Annotated in this window: 13 protein-coding genes; 7 read left to right on the plus strand and 6 right to left on the minus strand. The window is 67.1% G+C overall.

Annotated elements, in window-relative coordinates:
• Window position 1: 1 nt before the first annotated feature.
• The 3 genes from DMB86_RS11065 to tkt form a co-directional block, all read right to left on the minus strand.
• On the minus strand, window positions 2-1,639 hold the full coding sequence (locus DMB86_RS11065) for a glucose-6-phosphate isomerase (RefSeq protein ID WP_113717866.1): 1,638 nt from the start codon (window positions 1,637-1,639) through the stop codon (window positions 2-4).
• 2 nt (window positions 1,640-1,641) lie between these two features.
• Window positions 1,642-2,763 (minus strand): transaldolase, encoded by a 1,122-nt coding sequence (gene tal, locus DMB86_RS11070; protein ID WP_113717867.1) that lies wholly within the window; start codon window positions 2,761-2,763, stop codon window positions 1,642-1,644.
• A 67-nt stretch (window positions 2,764-2,830) separates the two neighbouring features.
• Window positions 2,831-4,987, minus strand: a complete 2,157-nt coding sequence (gene tkt, locus DMB86_RS11075) for a transketolase (RefSeq protein ID WP_113717868.1) — start codon at window positions 4,985-4,987, stop codon at window positions 2,831-2,833.
• A gap of 363 nt (window positions 4,988-5,350) precedes the next feature.
• Between tkt and DMB86_RS11080 the strand changes: the two genes are divergently transcribed.
• A complete protein-coding gene (locus tag DMB86_RS11080) occupies window positions 5,351-6,331 on the plus strand; it encodes a heme o synthase (RefSeq protein ID WP_113719502.1) in 981 nt (326 codons plus the stop codon).
• Between the two features lie 269 nt (window positions 6,332-6,600).
• Here the strand turns inward: DMB86_RS11080 and DMB86_RS11085 are convergent, their stop codons facing one another.
• From DMB86_RS11085 to DMB86_RS11095, 3 genes are read right to left on the minus strand one after another with little or no spacing between them, the layout of a single operon-like run.
• Window positions 6,601-7,548, minus strand: coding sequence for a COX15/CtaA family protein (locus tag DMB86_RS11085; RefSeq protein ID WP_227878324.1), 948 nt, complete (start codon window positions 7,546-7,548; stop codon window positions 6,601-6,603).
• 14 nt (window positions 7,549-7,562) lie between these two features.
• Entirely contained in the window at window positions 7,563-8,333 is a 771-nt protein-coding gene (locus DMB86_RS11090) for an ABC transporter permease (protein ID WP_113717870.1), read from the minus strand.
• The gene (locus DMB86_RS11095) at window positions 8,330-9,316 is read right to left on the minus strand and encodes an ABC transporter ATP-binding protein (RefSeq protein WP_113719503.1); all 987 of its coding nucleotides are present in this window, start codon (window positions 9,314-9,316) and stop codon (window positions 8,330-8,332) included. Before DMB86_RS11095 ends, DMB86_RS11090 begins: the two co-directional genes overlap by 4 nt.
• A gap of 172 nt (window positions 9,317-9,488) precedes the next feature.
• Here DMB86_RS11095 and DMB86_RS11100 point away from each other — a divergent pair, with 172 nt between their 5' ends.
• Genes DMB86_RS11100 through DMB86_RS11125 form a run of 6 tightly spaced genes read left to right on the plus strand, consistent with a single transcriptional unit; the run spans window position 9,489 to window position 14,635 of the window.
• Complete coding sequence (locus DMB86_RS11100) at window positions 9,489-10,259, plus strand: helix-turn-helix transcriptional regulator (RefSeq protein WP_113717871.1); 771 nt, start codon at window positions 9,489-9,491, stop codon at window positions 10,257-10,259.
• On the plus strand, window positions 10,259-11,734 hold the full coding sequence (gene sufB / locus DMB86_RS11105) for a Fe-S cluster assembly protein SufB (RefSeq protein ID WP_113717872.1): 1,476 nt from the start codon (window positions 10,259-10,261) through the stop codon (window positions 11,732-11,734). Before DMB86_RS11100 ends, sufB begins: the two co-directional genes overlap by 1 nt.
• Window positions 11,735-13,072, plus strand: coding sequence for a Fe-S cluster assembly protein SufD (sufD, locus tag DMB86_RS11110; RefSeq protein ID WP_171814450.1), 1,338 nt, complete (start codon window positions 11,735-11,737; stop codon window positions 13,070-13,072).
• On the plus strand, window positions 13,072-13,434 hold the full coding sequence (locus DMB86_RS11115) for a non-heme iron oxygenase ferredoxin subunit (protein ID WP_113717873.1): 363 nt from the start codon (window positions 13,072-13,074) through the stop codon (window positions 13,432-13,434). Before sufD ends, DMB86_RS11115 begins: the two co-directional genes overlap by 1 nt.
• Window positions 13,435-13,481: 47 nt before the next feature.
• The gene (gene sufC, locus DMB86_RS11120; protein WP_113717874.1) at window positions 13,482-14,249 is read left to right on the plus strand and encodes a Fe-S cluster assembly ATPase SufC; all 768 of its coding nucleotides are present in this window, start codon (window positions 13,482-13,484) and stop codon (window positions 14,247-14,249) included.
• A gap of 35 nt (window positions 14,250-14,284) precedes the next feature.
• Window positions 14,285-14,635 (plus strand): metal-sulfur cluster assembly factor, encoded by a 351-nt coding sequence (locus DMB86_RS11125; protein WP_113717875.1) that lies wholly within the window; start codon window positions 14,285-14,287, stop codon window positions 14,633-14,635.
• Window positions 14,636-14,682 lie beyond the last annotated feature (47 nt).

Below are 14,682 nucleotides of genomic sequence, written 5' to 3' on the forward strand. Positions count from 1 at the left end.
CTTACGCGTCGGTGCGGCGGCCGGCAAGCGCGGCCACGGCAGTCTTGAATTGTTCAACACCATCGGTGGTTTCCGTCAGGTGCAAGCGCAGCACGGGACGGCCGTGGTCGGCCAAAACCTGGGCGTCGCCGGCCGCCTGGGCGGCTATGAGCTGGCCGAAGGTGAACGGCCGGTCAGGGATGGCCAGGTCTTCCGCTGCCTCCCCGGTGACCTGCAGGAAGACGCCAATGGCGGGACCGCCCTTGTGGAACTGTCCGGTGGAGTGCAGGAACCGCGGACCCCAGCCGAAGGTGACCGGACGGGCGGCTGCCGCTGCCAGCTCGTCCCGGACTCCGGCGAGGGGGGCGTTGGCCAGCCGGTCCAGGTAGACCTGGACGCTGAGGTACCCGTCCGTGTCCAGCGTCCCCAGCAGGGCCTCGAGGGCCTGCGCAACGGTGGACACCCCCGTGAGCCAACTGGCGTCGTCGTTGGCGGTGCGGACCTCGATGGCGCCGTCGGTGAAGAGGGCGGGCGTGGGCTGCGGCGTGGCGTCGAGCAGGCCGCGGGCGGCGGCCTTGGCGGCCTCGACGTCCGGCTGGTCGAACGGGTTGATGCCGAGCAGCCGTCCTGCCACGGCCGTGGCGAACTCCCACACCATCATCTGGGCGCCCAGGTCACCGGCGATGGACACTTCATTGGCGCGGAGTTCGACGTCGGCGTCCCCGGCCACCAGCCTGACCACCAGGACGTCGGAAAGGCCTTCGGCGACCTCGGGAGAGCCGGGATCGGCGACCACGGGCAGCAGGCCGGTACCCAGCTTGCCGGTGGATTCGGCGATGAGCTGTTCGGCCCAGTCGGCGAATCCAACAATGCCGGACCCCTCGTCCACGATCACGATCTTGTTGCGCAGCGGCACGGTGCCGCCCAGGGCCGCGCCGAGGCGCAGCCCGATGTTGTCGGCGTCGTCCTCGCGCAGGAACTCCGCGGCTTCCTCGGCGGAGTCAAGGAGGGCCTGGACGTCCACGCCTGCCAGGCCGGAAGGGACCAGCCCAAAGGCGGTCAGGCCGGAGTAGCGCCCGCCCACGTTGGGGTCCGCGTTGAACACCTTGCGGTAGCCGGCCTCCCGGGCCGACTTGTCCAGCGGCGAGCCGGGGTCGGTCACAATGACGATGCGCTGCTTCGCGTCAATGCCCGCCGCGGTGAACTCCTGCTCGAAGATGCGCCGCTGCGAGTCCGTCTCCAGGGTGGAGCCGGACTTGGAGGAGACGACAATGGCGGTCTGGGCCAGGCGGTCCTGCACGGCCGCGCGGACCTGGCCGGGCTCGGTGCTATCCAGCACGGTCAGTTCGACGCCGGCCGTGGCCGTGATGACCTCGGGCGCCAGGGAGGAGCCCCCCATGCCGCAGAGCACGATGTGGGTGACGCCCTCGGCCGTGAAGGCGTCGCGGAGCGCGTTGATTTCGGCCACCAGCGGCGCCGACACGTCCGGGGTCTCCACCCAGCCCAGCCTGACGGCGGCTTCGGATTTGGCGTCGGGGCCCCACAGTGTGGCGTCCTTGGCAAAGATCTTGGACGCGACCTGGTCGGAGACCAGCGTTTCAAGGTGGACCGCACCGGCGGCCTGCGCGGCGCCCGTGGCGGCGAATGCCAGGGAGGTCATGCTCATGCCTCCTTTCCGGCGGCGTCCAGGGCCTCCTGCACGTGGTCGAGCAGGTCCTGCCAGCTGGCCACGAACTTGTCCAGGCCCTCGGTCTCCAGCAGGCCGACGACGTCGTTGTAGGAGATGCCCAGGCCCTCGAGCCGGTTCAGCAGCGCGTTGGATTCGTCGTACGTGCCCGTGACGGTGTCGCCCGTGACCTCACCGTGGTCGAAGGTCGCGTCGAGCGTCTTTTCCGGCATGGTGTTGACCACGTTGTTGGCCACCAGGCCCGTGACGTACAGCGTGTCCGGGTAGGCCGGGTCCTTGACGCCCGTGGAAGCCCACAGGGGCCGCTGGGGGAGGGCCCCGGCGTCGGCCAGCAGGGACCAGCGCTCGGAGGAGAAGACTTCCTCGAAGACCTGGTAGGCCAGGCGGGCGTTGGCCAGGCCGGCCTTGCCCTTCAGGCCCTTCGCGTCGTCGGTGCCCAGGGCGTCCAGGCGCTTGTCGATCTCGGTGTCCACCCGGGAGACGAAGAAGGAGGCCACGGAGTGGATGTCGGCGAGGTTGTGGCCGTTGGCCTTGGCCTTTTCCAGGCCGCTGAGGAAGGCGTTGACGACGGCGCGGTAGCGTTCCAGCGAGAAGATCAGCGTGACGTTGACGCTGATGCCCTCGGCCAGGGTTGCCGTGATGGCCTCGAGGCCCTCGACCGTGGCCGGGATCTTGATGTAGACGTTCTTCTTGTTGACCTTCGCGTAGAGGCGCTTGGCCTCGGCGATGGTGCCCTCCGTGTCCCAGGCCTTGCGGGGGTCCACCTCGATGGAGACGCGGCCGTCCACGCCCTTCGTGGCCGCGGCCACGCCTGCGAAAACGTCGCAGCCGTTGGCGACATCCTCGGTGGTCATGTCAAACACGGCTTCCTCGGCCGGGACGCCCTTGGCCGAGAAGTCCTTCAGGGACGACCTGTACGCGTCGCTCTTGGTGATGGCGGCCTCGAAGATGCTGGGATTGGTGGTGACGCCGACGACGTTCTTCTCGTCGATGAGCGTCTGCAGGCTGCCGTCCGTCAGGCGGGTGCGGGTGAGGTCGTCGAGCCAGATGGACACGCCGGCGGCGGAGAGCTGTGCGGTGGGTGAGTTGGTAGTCATGTCTGCTTGCTTCTTTCCTTCAAAAATGATGGACAGGGGGAGTCGGCGGTCCGCCGGCGCTGCTTGCCTAGGCGCCGGCGGCGGCCAGCGACTCCTTGGCCGCGGCCGTGACGGCCTCGGCGGTGATGCCGAACTCCTGGAACAGGCGCTTGTAGTCGGCGGAGGCGCCAAAGTGCTCCAGCGAAATGGAGCGGCCGGCGTCGCCGACAAACTCGCGCCAGGTCAGGCCGACCCCGGCCTCGACGGAGACGCGGGCCCTGACGGCCGCGGGGAGCACGGATTCGCGGTAGTCGGCGGACTGGGCGTGGAACCACTCCACCGACGGCATGGAGACCACGCGGGCGGCGATGCCTTCAGCGGCGAGGGCCTCGCGGGCCTCGACGGCCAGCTGGACCTCGGATCCGGTGGCGATCAGCAGGGCGTCCGGGGTGACCACGGCGCCGTCGCGCACTGCCTCGGCCAGTACGTAGCCGCCCTTGGCCACACCAGCCGCGGAGCCGAACTCGGTGGCCGTCGCCGTGCCGGTGCCGCGGGCGTAGGTGGGGATGTTCTGACGGGTGAGCACAATGCCGGCCGGGTGGTCGGTGGTTTCGAGGATCTTCTTCCACGCGGCGGCAACCTCGTTCGCGTCGCCGGGACGGACCACGTCCAGACCGGGGATGGCGCGCAGGGAAGCGAGCTGCTCGACGGGCTGGTGGGTGGGGCCGTCCTCGCCCAGGCCGATCGAATCATGCGTCCAGACGTAGATGGACGGGACGCCCATGAGGGCGGAGAGGCGGATGGCGGGGCGCTGGTAGTCGCTGAAGATCAGGAACGTGCCGGCGAAGGCCCGGGTGGGCCCGCCCAGGTGGATGCCGTTCACGATCGCGGCGGCGGCGTGCTCGCGGATGCCGAAGTGCAGCACTCGCCCGTAGGGGCCGCCGGACCAGGTGTCTGTCTGCTTCGACGCGGGCACAAAGGAACCGGCACCCTCAATGGTCGTGTTGGTGGAGCCGGCGAGGTCGCAGGAGCCGCCCCAGAGTTCGGGCAGGACGCCGCCGATGCCGTTGAGGACCTTGCCGGACGCCGCACGGGTGGAGACGTCCTTGCCGGCCTCGAAGGAGGGAAGGTTGGCTTCCCAGCCGGCCGGCAGCTCCTTCGCCTCGATGCGTTCGAGCAGGGCGGCGTTCTCCGGGTTGGCGGCCTTCCAGGCATCGAAGCCGGCGTCCCATTCCTTGTGGGCGGCCGCGCCGCGGTCGGCGACCTTGCGTGCGTGGGCCAGGATGGCCGGATCGACGACGAAGTGCTTGTCCGGGTCGAAGCCGAGTTCCTTCTTCAGCGCGGCGACTTCGTCGGACCCGAGGGCCGAGCCGTGGATGCCGCCCGTGTTCTGCTTCTTGGGTGCCGGGTAGCCGATGATGGTGCGCAGCAGGATGATGGACGGCTTGGACGTTTCAGCCTTGGCTGCTTCCAGCGCCGCGTTCAGCCCGGCGACGTCCTCGACGTATTCGCCGGTCTTGGTCCAGTCCACGCGCTGCACGTGCCAGCCGTAGGCCTCGTAGCGCTTGAGCACGTCTTCGGAGTAGGCGATGTTCGTGTCGTCTTCAATGGAGATGTGGTTGGAGTCGTAGATGACCACCATGTTGCCGAGCTCCTGGTGGCCGGCCAGCGAGGAGGCCTCGCTGGTCACGCCTTCCTGGAGGTCGCCGTCGGACGCGATGACCCACACGGTGTGGTCGAACGGGCTGGTGCCGGGGGCGGCTTCGGGGTCCATGAGCCCGCGCATGCGGCGCTGGGAGTAGGCGAAGCCGACGGCGGAGGCAAGGCCCTGTCCGAGGGGGCCGGTCGTGATCTCCACGCCCTTGGTGTGCTTGTATTCGGGGTGTCCCGGCGTCAGGGAACCCCAGGTGCGCAGGGCTTCCAGGTCCTTCAGTTCCAGGCCGTAGCCGGAGAGGAAGAGCTGGATGTACAGCGTCAGGGAGGTGTGGCCGGGGGAGAGGATGAAGCGGTCGCGGCCCATCCAGTCCGGGTTCTTCGGGTCCAGGCGCATGACCTTCTGAAACAGGAGGTAGGCGGCGGGGGCGAGGGACATGGCGGTTCCGGGGTGTCCGTTGCCCACCTTCTCAACGGCGTCCGCGGCCAGGACGCGGACGGTGTCCACGGCCTTCTTGTCTTCGTCGGTCCACGTAAATGGTGCTGGTTCAGGATGTGACACTGACAGGTCCCTCTCGTTGGATGCGTGCATGAAACAAGTGTGGGGCACACAGATGGCCTGCGGGCGTGAACTCGCCCGCCATCGGCTGCCGCGCACTGTCCAGCATTGAAACTTCGTTGTTGTTCTTCAGCTTAGTGCCCCGGGTGCCGCCGATGGCCAACCCGCGGCGGCGGCCGTCATTCACAAACCCGCGTGCGGAATGGCATTTGATCTAGTTTGCGCCAACTTGGCGTTAAGGCTTGACTTATGCGCGGTCATGCCTTTTCCCGCCCGGCCAGCTATGATATTGAGAGGTTTGGCCCGTGTGCCGGGCGCCCGGTTGCCGCCGGCGGCGCCGGCCCAAGGACGGCGCCGGGCCGATGACAATGAACGTGAACGACCGATGAGAACATGGTGACATTACACGTGAGTGCAACGCATGCCCCGATCGCTGGAACCCCACCGGAAGCCCCCGGGGCACGGGTGGGATTTTCCGCTAAAGCCAAGGGGTATCTGGCCCTGACGAAGCCGCGGGTGGTCGAGCTGCTGCTGGTCACCACGCTGCCCACCATGTTCTTCGCCCAGGGTTATTCGGGCCGCGGCGGCGTCCCGGGCCTGTGGCTCATGGTTGCGACGATGGTGGGGGGCGCCCTGGCCGCCGGCGCCTCCGGCGCGTTCAACTGCTACATTGACCGCGACATCGACAAGGTCATGCACCGCACGTCCAAGCGGCCGCTCGTGACCGGCGTCATCACCCCGCGTGAGGCACTGGTCTTTTCCTGGGTCCTCACCGTCCTTGCGGTGGCCCTGCTCTGGAGCATCAACCCGCTGACCGGCCTGCTGGGCATCGGCGCCATCTTCCTTTATGTGGTGGTCTACTCGCTGATCCTCAAGCGCCGCACCACGCAAAACATTGTCTGGGGCGGCGCCGCCGGCTGCATGCCGGTGCTCATCGCGTGGTCCGCCGTCACCAACAGCGTCCAGTGGCCTGCCGTGATCCTGTTCATGATCATCTTCCTGTGGACGCCGCCGCACTACTGGCCGCTGTCCATGCGCTACAGCGACGACTACAACGCCGTCAACGTCCCCATGCTCGGGGCGGTGGCGGGCACACGCACCGTGGCAGTGCAGGTGGTCCTGTACACGTGGGCCATGGTCGCGTGCTCGCTGCTCCTGATTCCGCTGGGGGGCGCCGGCATTGTGTACACCGTGGTGACGGTCGCTGCCGGGGCCTGGTTCCTGTACGAGGCCCACATGCTCTACAGCAACTCCAAGAAGGACCTGGTCACCAAGAAGAACGCCATGAAGGTTTTCCACGTCTCCATCACCTACCTGACGCTGGTGTTCCTCTCCCTGGCGGTCGACCCCTTCGTCGGGCCGGCCTTGATGCGCTGACCCTTCCCTGACGTTCGACGGCGGCACCCACCCGAACCCGGACCGCCGACTGTACGGTTCCGGCGACCTGGCGACCCGCCAGGCCACCCCATCTGTACAACGGGCGGGGGCCCGGACCCGCCAACCCGCCGGGACTGTACCGTGGATGGTCCCCACGCACGGGATGGTCCCCGCGCGCGACGGCGGCCGGCCACCTTTCGCGTGGAAGGGGGCCGGCCGCCGTCGTGCGCGGGAGGCGCGGTGAAGGTTCCGCCCGGCGGAACGGGCAGCTACGCGGTGCGGACGCTGTCCCTGCCGCGGCGCAGGGCCAGGTCCACCATGTTTGTCCCGGTGGCCAGCAGCAGGGAGGAGCCCACCATGTGCAGTGCGACCAGGAATGCCGGCACTCCGGTGAAGTACTGCCAGTAGCCGATCGCGCCCTGGTACACAACCGTGACGATCAGCAGCAGGGCCGCGTTGCGGAGGATGTCGTCCCTGCCGCGGGCCCACAGCAGGACCACCAGCAGCACCGACACGGCCACCAGGATATAGACCGGCAGCACGTGGATGCGGGTGACGAGGTAGCCGTCGAGGTTGGTGCGCGGGGATGAGGCATCGCCTGAGTGCGGGCCGGTTCCCGTGACCAGGGTCCCCAGGATGACGGCAAGATAGGTGCACACGGCGGCCACCACGCTTAGCTGGCGGATGGTCTTGCGGGGCCGGAGAACACCAGATGGCGCGGTCGTGCCCGCGCGGCCGTAGGCCCGGTTGACCAGCAGCATGGAGAAGACCACCAGCGCCGCCGAGACCAGGAAGTGCAGGCTCACCACGTAGGGGTTCAGGCCCGTCAGCACCGTGATGCCGCCAATGACGGCCTGGACCGGGATGCTGGCCAGCAGCGAAAACGTGAGCCAGAACAGGTCCTTGCGTTCCTTGCGGAGGTTCCACAGCACCACCAGCAGCGCCAGGGCCACGGCTGCCAGGGCAAAGGTCAGCGTCCGGTTGGTGAACTCAATGACGCCGTGGATGCCCATGGCCGGCGTGTTGGTCAGCGACCCCGCCGTGCAGTCGGGCCACGTGGGACAGCCCAGCCCGGAGCCGGTCAGGCGCACCACGCCGCCGGAGACAATCAGCACTCCCTGCCCGATCAGCAGCCCCACGGAGAGGCGGCGGATCACGGGCGTCACGGTGGTGGGCAGCTTGTCCGTGAAGGATCGTAGTGTGTTGCTTTGACTCACTTCATTCACATCTTTCAGTTCCATTTGAACCACTTGATCGCCGCGATGGAACCGGCAACGGCCCAGGCAAGCAGGATGACAATTGCAAAAACATCAACGCGGCCCTGGAGCAGCGCGGCCCGCATGAGGGTCCCCAGCGCGCCGGACGGCAGCCAGGCCACGATCCCGGCCATGGTGGCCGAGAACTTGGCGGCCGGCAGGACAATCCCGCCCAGGGCAGCCAGCAGGATCCAGCCAAGGTTGGTGATGGCCAGGGTGGCCTCCGGCCGGACGGTCCCTGCGATCAACAGGCCCAGCGCGGTAAACGTGGCCGCGCCCAGCACCAGCAGCGGGATCCCCAGCGCAACGCCGGCGGCCGACGGACGCCATCCCAGGAAGGCGGCCACCGTGGAGATGATGACGACCTGGATGGCCAGCGCCACAAGCACGGCGATGACCTTGCCCGCAATGAGCCCGGCCTTGCCCAGCGGTGTGGTGGAGAGGAAGCGGAGCACGCCGTAGCGCCGGTCAAAGCCCGTCGCAATGCCCTGCCCGGTGAAGGCGGTGGACAGGGCGCACAGCGCCAGGATGCCCGGCGTGGCAATGTTGATCCGGGAATTGCCCATGCCGTCCAGGATGGGCGTCACGGCGAGGGCGATCAGGCCCAGCAGGGGCATGACGATCATCAGCACCAGCTGCTCGCCGTTGCGGAGCATGGCGGCGGCCTCGTAGCGGCCCTGGCTGATGACCCGGCGCGGGAGGGAGGCCGGCAGGCCGGCGGCGGCGTCGTGGAACAAGGTGCTCATCGGGTCTCCGTCTTCACTGCCTGGGGTTCCTCGGACGCGGCAATCGCCAGGAACACGTCTTCCAGCGACTGGGACGCCAGGTGGACCGAGGTCGGCATGACGCCCTGCCCGGCGCACCACCGGCCGAAGCGGCCCAGGTCCGCCGGTTCCAGCGCACCGCCCAGCCGGTAGCTGCCCGGCCGGGTTTCCTCGCAGCGCACGCCGTCGTGGACCAGGGCCGCCGTGTCCAGGCCCGGCGCCGCCTCGAAGGTCATGACACGCTGGGACTGCGACGCCGTCGACTGGCTCAGCAGGTCCGGCACGGTGCCCTCGGTGACCGATTCGCCGTGGTTGACAATGTAGACGTAGTCCGCCAGCCTCTGCGCGTCGTCGAGCAGGTGTGTGGTGAGCACGATGGCCTTGCCGGCGTCGCGCAGTTCGCGGATCAGCTCAAAGACCATGAGGCGCGACTGTGGGTCCAGCCCGGCGCTGGGCTCGTCCAGGAACAGGATCTCGGGATTGCCCAGCAGGCTTGCGGCCAGGGCCACGCGCTGCTTTTGCCCGCCGGAGAGCCGGCGGATGGTGGTTCCGGAGAACTCGCCGATGCCCAGCCGGTCCACGAGCGCGTCAACGCTGAGCGGGTTGCTGTAGAGGCTTGCCACGTGGCGAAGCAGTGTCACGGGCCGCGCCGCGGGGGGAAGTCCGCCGTCCTGAAGCATCACGCCGACCCGGGCGCGGAGGGACGCGTCGGCATCATCCGGATCCCGGCCCAGCAGTGAAATGCTGCCCCCGGTGCGGTTCTGCAGGCCCTGGGCGCATTCGATGGTGGTCGTCTTGCCGGCGCCGTTGGCGCCCAGCAGGGCCGTCACCTCGCCAAACCGGGCCTGAAGGCTAATATTGGATATGATCCTCTTCATCCGCCCGTCAAGGGCGGCGATGGGACCAACGTCCTTGACAAGCCCGGAGATGACCAGGGCGGCGTCGGGAGCGGGAGGGGAAGTCAGCGTCACGGGCCTATTCTACGTGATGTAGTACCCCACCGGTGAAGTGTCCGACGGCGGCCCCCGCGCGCCGGGTGCCCGGGTAGGGTCACCTTACTGGCATGCGTGCGCCAATTACGACATAATAGTGTTGTTTATTGTTGTGTCCCCAATCCAAGTGGCGGAGGTGCCAGGAATGACGGAAGTGCTAGCAGGGCAGGCTCTCGTCCTCGAGCCGGACGAGAGAACCCGCGACCGCGTCCTGACTGCCGTGCTGGAGCACGGCCCGGTCAGCGCCGCGCAGCTGGGCAAGCTGCTGGGCCTTACGCCCGCCGCCGTCCGCCGCCACCTGGACACGCTGTCCCGGCACGGCGTGATTGAAGTCAAGCTCATCAGCAATGCCAAGAGCGGGGCCGGGCGGCCCGCCCGCCGCTACGTCGTCTCCCGGCAGGGCCAGACGGAAATCGGCGACGACTATCTGGAAATCGCCAAGCTGGCCTTGACCGAACTCTCGGCAATCCGCGGCGACCAGGGTGTCATTGACTTCGCCGAACGCCGCTTCGCCGCCATGGAGGCCAGCTACCGGCCGCTGGTCGACGCCGCCGGCAGCGACGTCGCCGCACGGTCCAAGGCACTTGCCGCTGCCCTGAACGCGGACCGGTTCGTTGCCACGTCAAATTCCCTGAACCCGCACTCGGCCATGGCTGCCGAACAGCTCTGCCAGGGCCACTGCCCGATCCAGGAACTGGCCACCACCTTCCCCGAATTCTGCGACGCCGAGACGGAAGTGTTTTCCCGCCTCCTTGGCGTCGACGTGCGCCGGCTCTCCACGATGGCCAGTGGCGGGCACGTGTGCACCACCCATGTACCAACGGGCCGTGCCGTGGTCCGCAAGCGCGACACTGCGCCTGCGGACGCGTCAGGACCGTCGCCAATTATTTCCAACCATCAGCAAGAAAGGCCGTGATGACGGATCAACTAGCGCAGGATGTCCGCGTGGATGGTGCGGTGGAAGACTCCACCAACCACGATATCCTCCAAAGAAACCCGGAGCTGGAGGGCTTGGGCACTTATGCCTTTGGCTGGTCGGACAAAAACACCGCCAGCGACAACGCCCGCCGCGGCCTGAGCGAGGAAGTCGTCCGCGACATCTCGGCGAAAAAGGGCGAGCCGGAGTGGATGCTGGACATGCGCCTGAAGGGCCTGAAGTACTTTGACCGCAAGCCCATGCCCACCTGGGGTGCAGACCTCTCCGGCATCGACTTCGACAACATCAAGTACTTTGTCCGTTCCACCGAAAAGCAGGCCCAGACCTGGGAAGACCTGCCCGAGGACATCCGCAACACGTACGAGCGCATCGGCATCCCCGAGGCGGAGCGCAACCGCCTCGTGGGCGGTGTCACGGCGCAGTACGAGTCCGAGGTGGTCTACCACCAGATCCGCGAGGACCTCGAAGCCCAGGGCGTCATCTTCACCGACACCGACACCGGACTGCGCGAGTACCCGGAAATCTTCCAGGAATACTTCGGCACCATGATCCCGGTGGGCGACAACAAGTTTGCCTCACTGAACACGGCCGTCTGGTCCGGCGGGTCCTTCGTCTATGTTCCCCCGGGCGTCCATGTGGAAATTCCGCTGCAGGCCTACTTCCGCATCAACACCGAGAACATGGGCCAGTTCGAGCGCACGCTGATCATCGCCGACGAGGGCAGCTACGTCCACTACATCGAGGGCTGCACGGCCCCGATCTACACCTCTGACTCGCTGCACTCGGCAGTCGTTGAAATCGTGGTGAAGAAGAACGCCCGCGTCCGGTACACGACCATCCAGAACTGGTCCAACAACGTGTACAACCTGGTGACCAAGCGCGCCATCGCACACGAAGGCGCCACCATGGAATGGGTCGACGGCAACATCGGCTCCAAGGTGACCATGAAGTACCCGGCCGTCTACCTGGTCGGCGAGCACGCCAAGGGCGAGACCCTGTCCGTGGCATTTGCCGGCGAGGGCCAGCACCAGGACACCGGCTCGAAGATGGTGCACATTGCGCCGAACACGCAGTCGTCCATCATCTCCAAGTCCGTGGCACGCGGCGGCGGCCGCTCGGCCTACCGCGGCCTGGTCCAGATCCGCGAGGGCGCCAACCACTCGGCCAACACGGTCCGTTGCGACGCGCTGCTCGTGGACAACATTTCCCGCTCCGACACGTACCCGTACGTGGACGTGCGCGAGGACGACGTCTCCATGGGCCACGAGGCCACCGTGTCCAAGGTCAGCGAGGAGCAGCTGTTCTACCTGCAGTCCCGCGGCATGCCCGAGGACGAGGCCATGGCCATGATCGTGCGCGGCTTCATCGAGCCGATTGCCAAGGAACTGCCCATGGAATACGCGCTGGAACTGAACCGCCTGATCGAACTGCAGATGGAAGGGGCCGTCGGCTAAATGACCGAGCTCACCGAAGAAAAAGTTATTGACACCACTGTCCCTGAAGGGCACGACGGCAAGGTTTGGTCGCAGGGCTTCATCAAGGGCATGACCGAGGAAGGCGAGAAGCTTTCCGACCTCAACCCCGAATCCGGTCCCCTCGGCGGCAGCGCCGTCAAGGCGCACAGCCATGGCGACAGCCACGGCGGCGGCGTCGGCGTGCCGGACAGTTCGCGCGCCGGCCGCCTGACGTCCTACAGGCTGGCCGACTTCCCGCTGATCACCGGCCGGGAAGAGGATTGGCGTTTCACCCCGCTCAAGCGGCTGCGCGGCCTGGACCGCGTGGGCGTCAAGGGCCAGGAGCTCAACGGCGACGCGCCTGCCGTCGAGGTGTCCAAACCCGACGCCGTCACGGTTGAGACCGTGGGGCGCGGCGACACCCGCATCGGCTCCGCCGGCATCCCCGAGGACCGCGTGGCAGCCGCCGCGTGGGAGCACTTCACCGTGGCCACGGTTGTCACCCTGCCCGCCGAATACCAGGGCACGGCCGCGGACGTCACCACGTTGACCCTGACGGGCGCCGGGCTCACCCCCGCCGCCTCACACATTGTGGTGCACGCCAAGAAGTTCGCCACCGGCGTCGTGGTCCTGGACCACCGCGGCTCGGCCGTGCTGAGCGAAAACGTGGAAGTCCTGGTCGAGGACGGCGCCAACCTGACGGTTGTCAGCATCCAGGACTGGAATGACGACGCAGTCCACGCCAGCGCCCAGCACCTCTCGGTGGGCCGGGACGCGAAGGTCAAGCACGTCGTCGTCAACCTGGGCGGCAACCTGCTGCGCACCACGCCGTCGGCCCGCTACACGGGCACGGGCGGCGAGGTTGAAATGTACGGCCTGTACTTTGCCGACGCCGGCCAGCACCTGGAACAGCGCCTGTTCGTGGACCACTCCACGAAGAAGTGCAAGTCCCGCGTCACGTACAAGGGTGCCCTGCAGGGCGACGGCGCGCACGCCGTGTGGATCGGCGACGTGCTGATCCGCAAGGAGGCCGAGGGGACCGACACGTACGAGATGAACCGCAACCTGATCCTGACCCAGGGTGCCCGCGCCGATTCGGTGCCGAACCTGGAAATTGAGACCGGGCTCATCGAGGGTGCCGGCCACGCCAGCGCCACCGGCCGCTTTGACGACGAGCAGTTGTTCTACCTGCAGGCCCGCGGCATCCCGGAAGACGTTGCCCGCCGCCTGGTGGTGCGCGGCTTCCTCAACGAGGTCATACAGCACATCAAGGTTCCCGCACTGGAAGAGCGCATGCGCGACGCCGTGGAACGTGAATTGGCGGCAGGCGCACTGTAATGACCGAGCCATCCACCACGACGCCCACCGGCGTGGTTGTCTGCCAGGACAGCGACGTCGAGGTGAAGTCCGCCCTGCTCGTGGAAATTGGCGATTACCCCATCGCCATTGTCCGCGACTCCTACGGCGAGCTGCACGCCATTGGCGACACCTGCTCACACGCGGAAATCTCGCTCAGTGAGGGCGACGTGGAAGGCTGCACCATCGAATGCTGGGCACACGGCAGCTCGTTCGACCTCAAGACAGGCGAACCCCTGACCCTCCCCGCTTTCGAGCCGGTGCCCGTCTTTGCCCTGTCAGTCCACGGCGGCGACGTCTACGTGGACGTCACCAACATCATCAACGGCGTCAGCACGCAGTAGCGTCCCGCGCACCAGCACACCAAAAATTCTTAGGAGAAACAAAGAGCATGTCGACTCTGGAAATCAAGGACCTGCACGTCAGCATCGCCACCGAGCAGGGCGTCAAGCCGATCCTCAAGGGCGTCAGCCTGACCATCAAGACCGGTGAAACCCACGCGATCATGGGGCCCAACGGCTCCGGCAAGTCCACGCTGGCCTCCACCATCGCCGGCCACCCCCGCTACACGGTGGACGGCGGCTCCATCACGCTCGACGGCGAGGACGTCCTCGCGATGACAGTGGACCAGCGCGCCCGCGCCGGACTGTTCCTGGCCATGCAGTACCCCGTGGAAATTCCGGGCGTCACCATGACCAACTTCCTGCGCACCGCCAAGACCGCGATCGACGGCGAAGCCCCCAAGCTGCGCACCTGGACCAAGGACGTCAAGGCTGCCATGGCCCAGCTGCGCATCGAGCCCGAATTCGCCGAGCGCAACGTCAACGAAGGCTTCTCCGGAGGCGAGAAGAAGCGCCACGAGATCCTCCAGCTGGAACTGCTCAAGCCCAAGATCGCCATCCTGGACGAGACCGATTCCGGCCTGGACGTCGACGCGCTGAAGGTTGTCTCCGAAGGCGTCAACCGCGCCATCGAGGGCGGCGGGCTGGGCACCATGCTCATCACCCACTACACGCGCATCCTGCGCTATATCAAGCCCGACTTTGTGCACGTCTTCGTGGACGGCAACATCGCCGAGCAGGGCGGCCCCGAGCTGGCGGACCGCCTGGAAGAAGAAGGCTACGACCGCTACCTGGCCGAGGCCACGGCCACGGCCTAACAGCCACTTCCCAAGCGAAAGCGAAGACACAAATCATGACTGAGATCAGCGAATCAAGTGCCGCGGCACCCAGCGCGCAGGCCGACCTCGAAGACGTCGAGGAGGCCCTCAAGGACGTCATCGACCCCGAACTCGGTGTCAACGTGGTGGACCTGGGCCTGCTTTACGGGCTGCGTTACGGCGACGACGGCGCCCTGCTGCTGGACATGACGCTCACCACGGCGGCCTGCCCGCTTCAGGACGTCATCGAGGAACAGGTGGAAAACTGCCTCTCGCCCCTCGTGGACGAATGGCGGATCAACTGGGTGTGGATGCCGCCGTGGGGTCCGGAGCGGATCACCGACGACGGCCGCGACCAGATGCGCGCCCTCGGCTTCAACATCTAGCACCACGGCAACTGGCCCGCAGCAGATGTCGAAAAATCGCGTTTCCG

The organism is Arthrobacter dokdonellae (genome assembly GCF_003268655.1).
Classification (GTDB): Bacteria; Actinomycetota; Actinomycetes; order Actinomycetales; family Micrococcaceae; genus Specibacter; species Specibacter dokdonellae.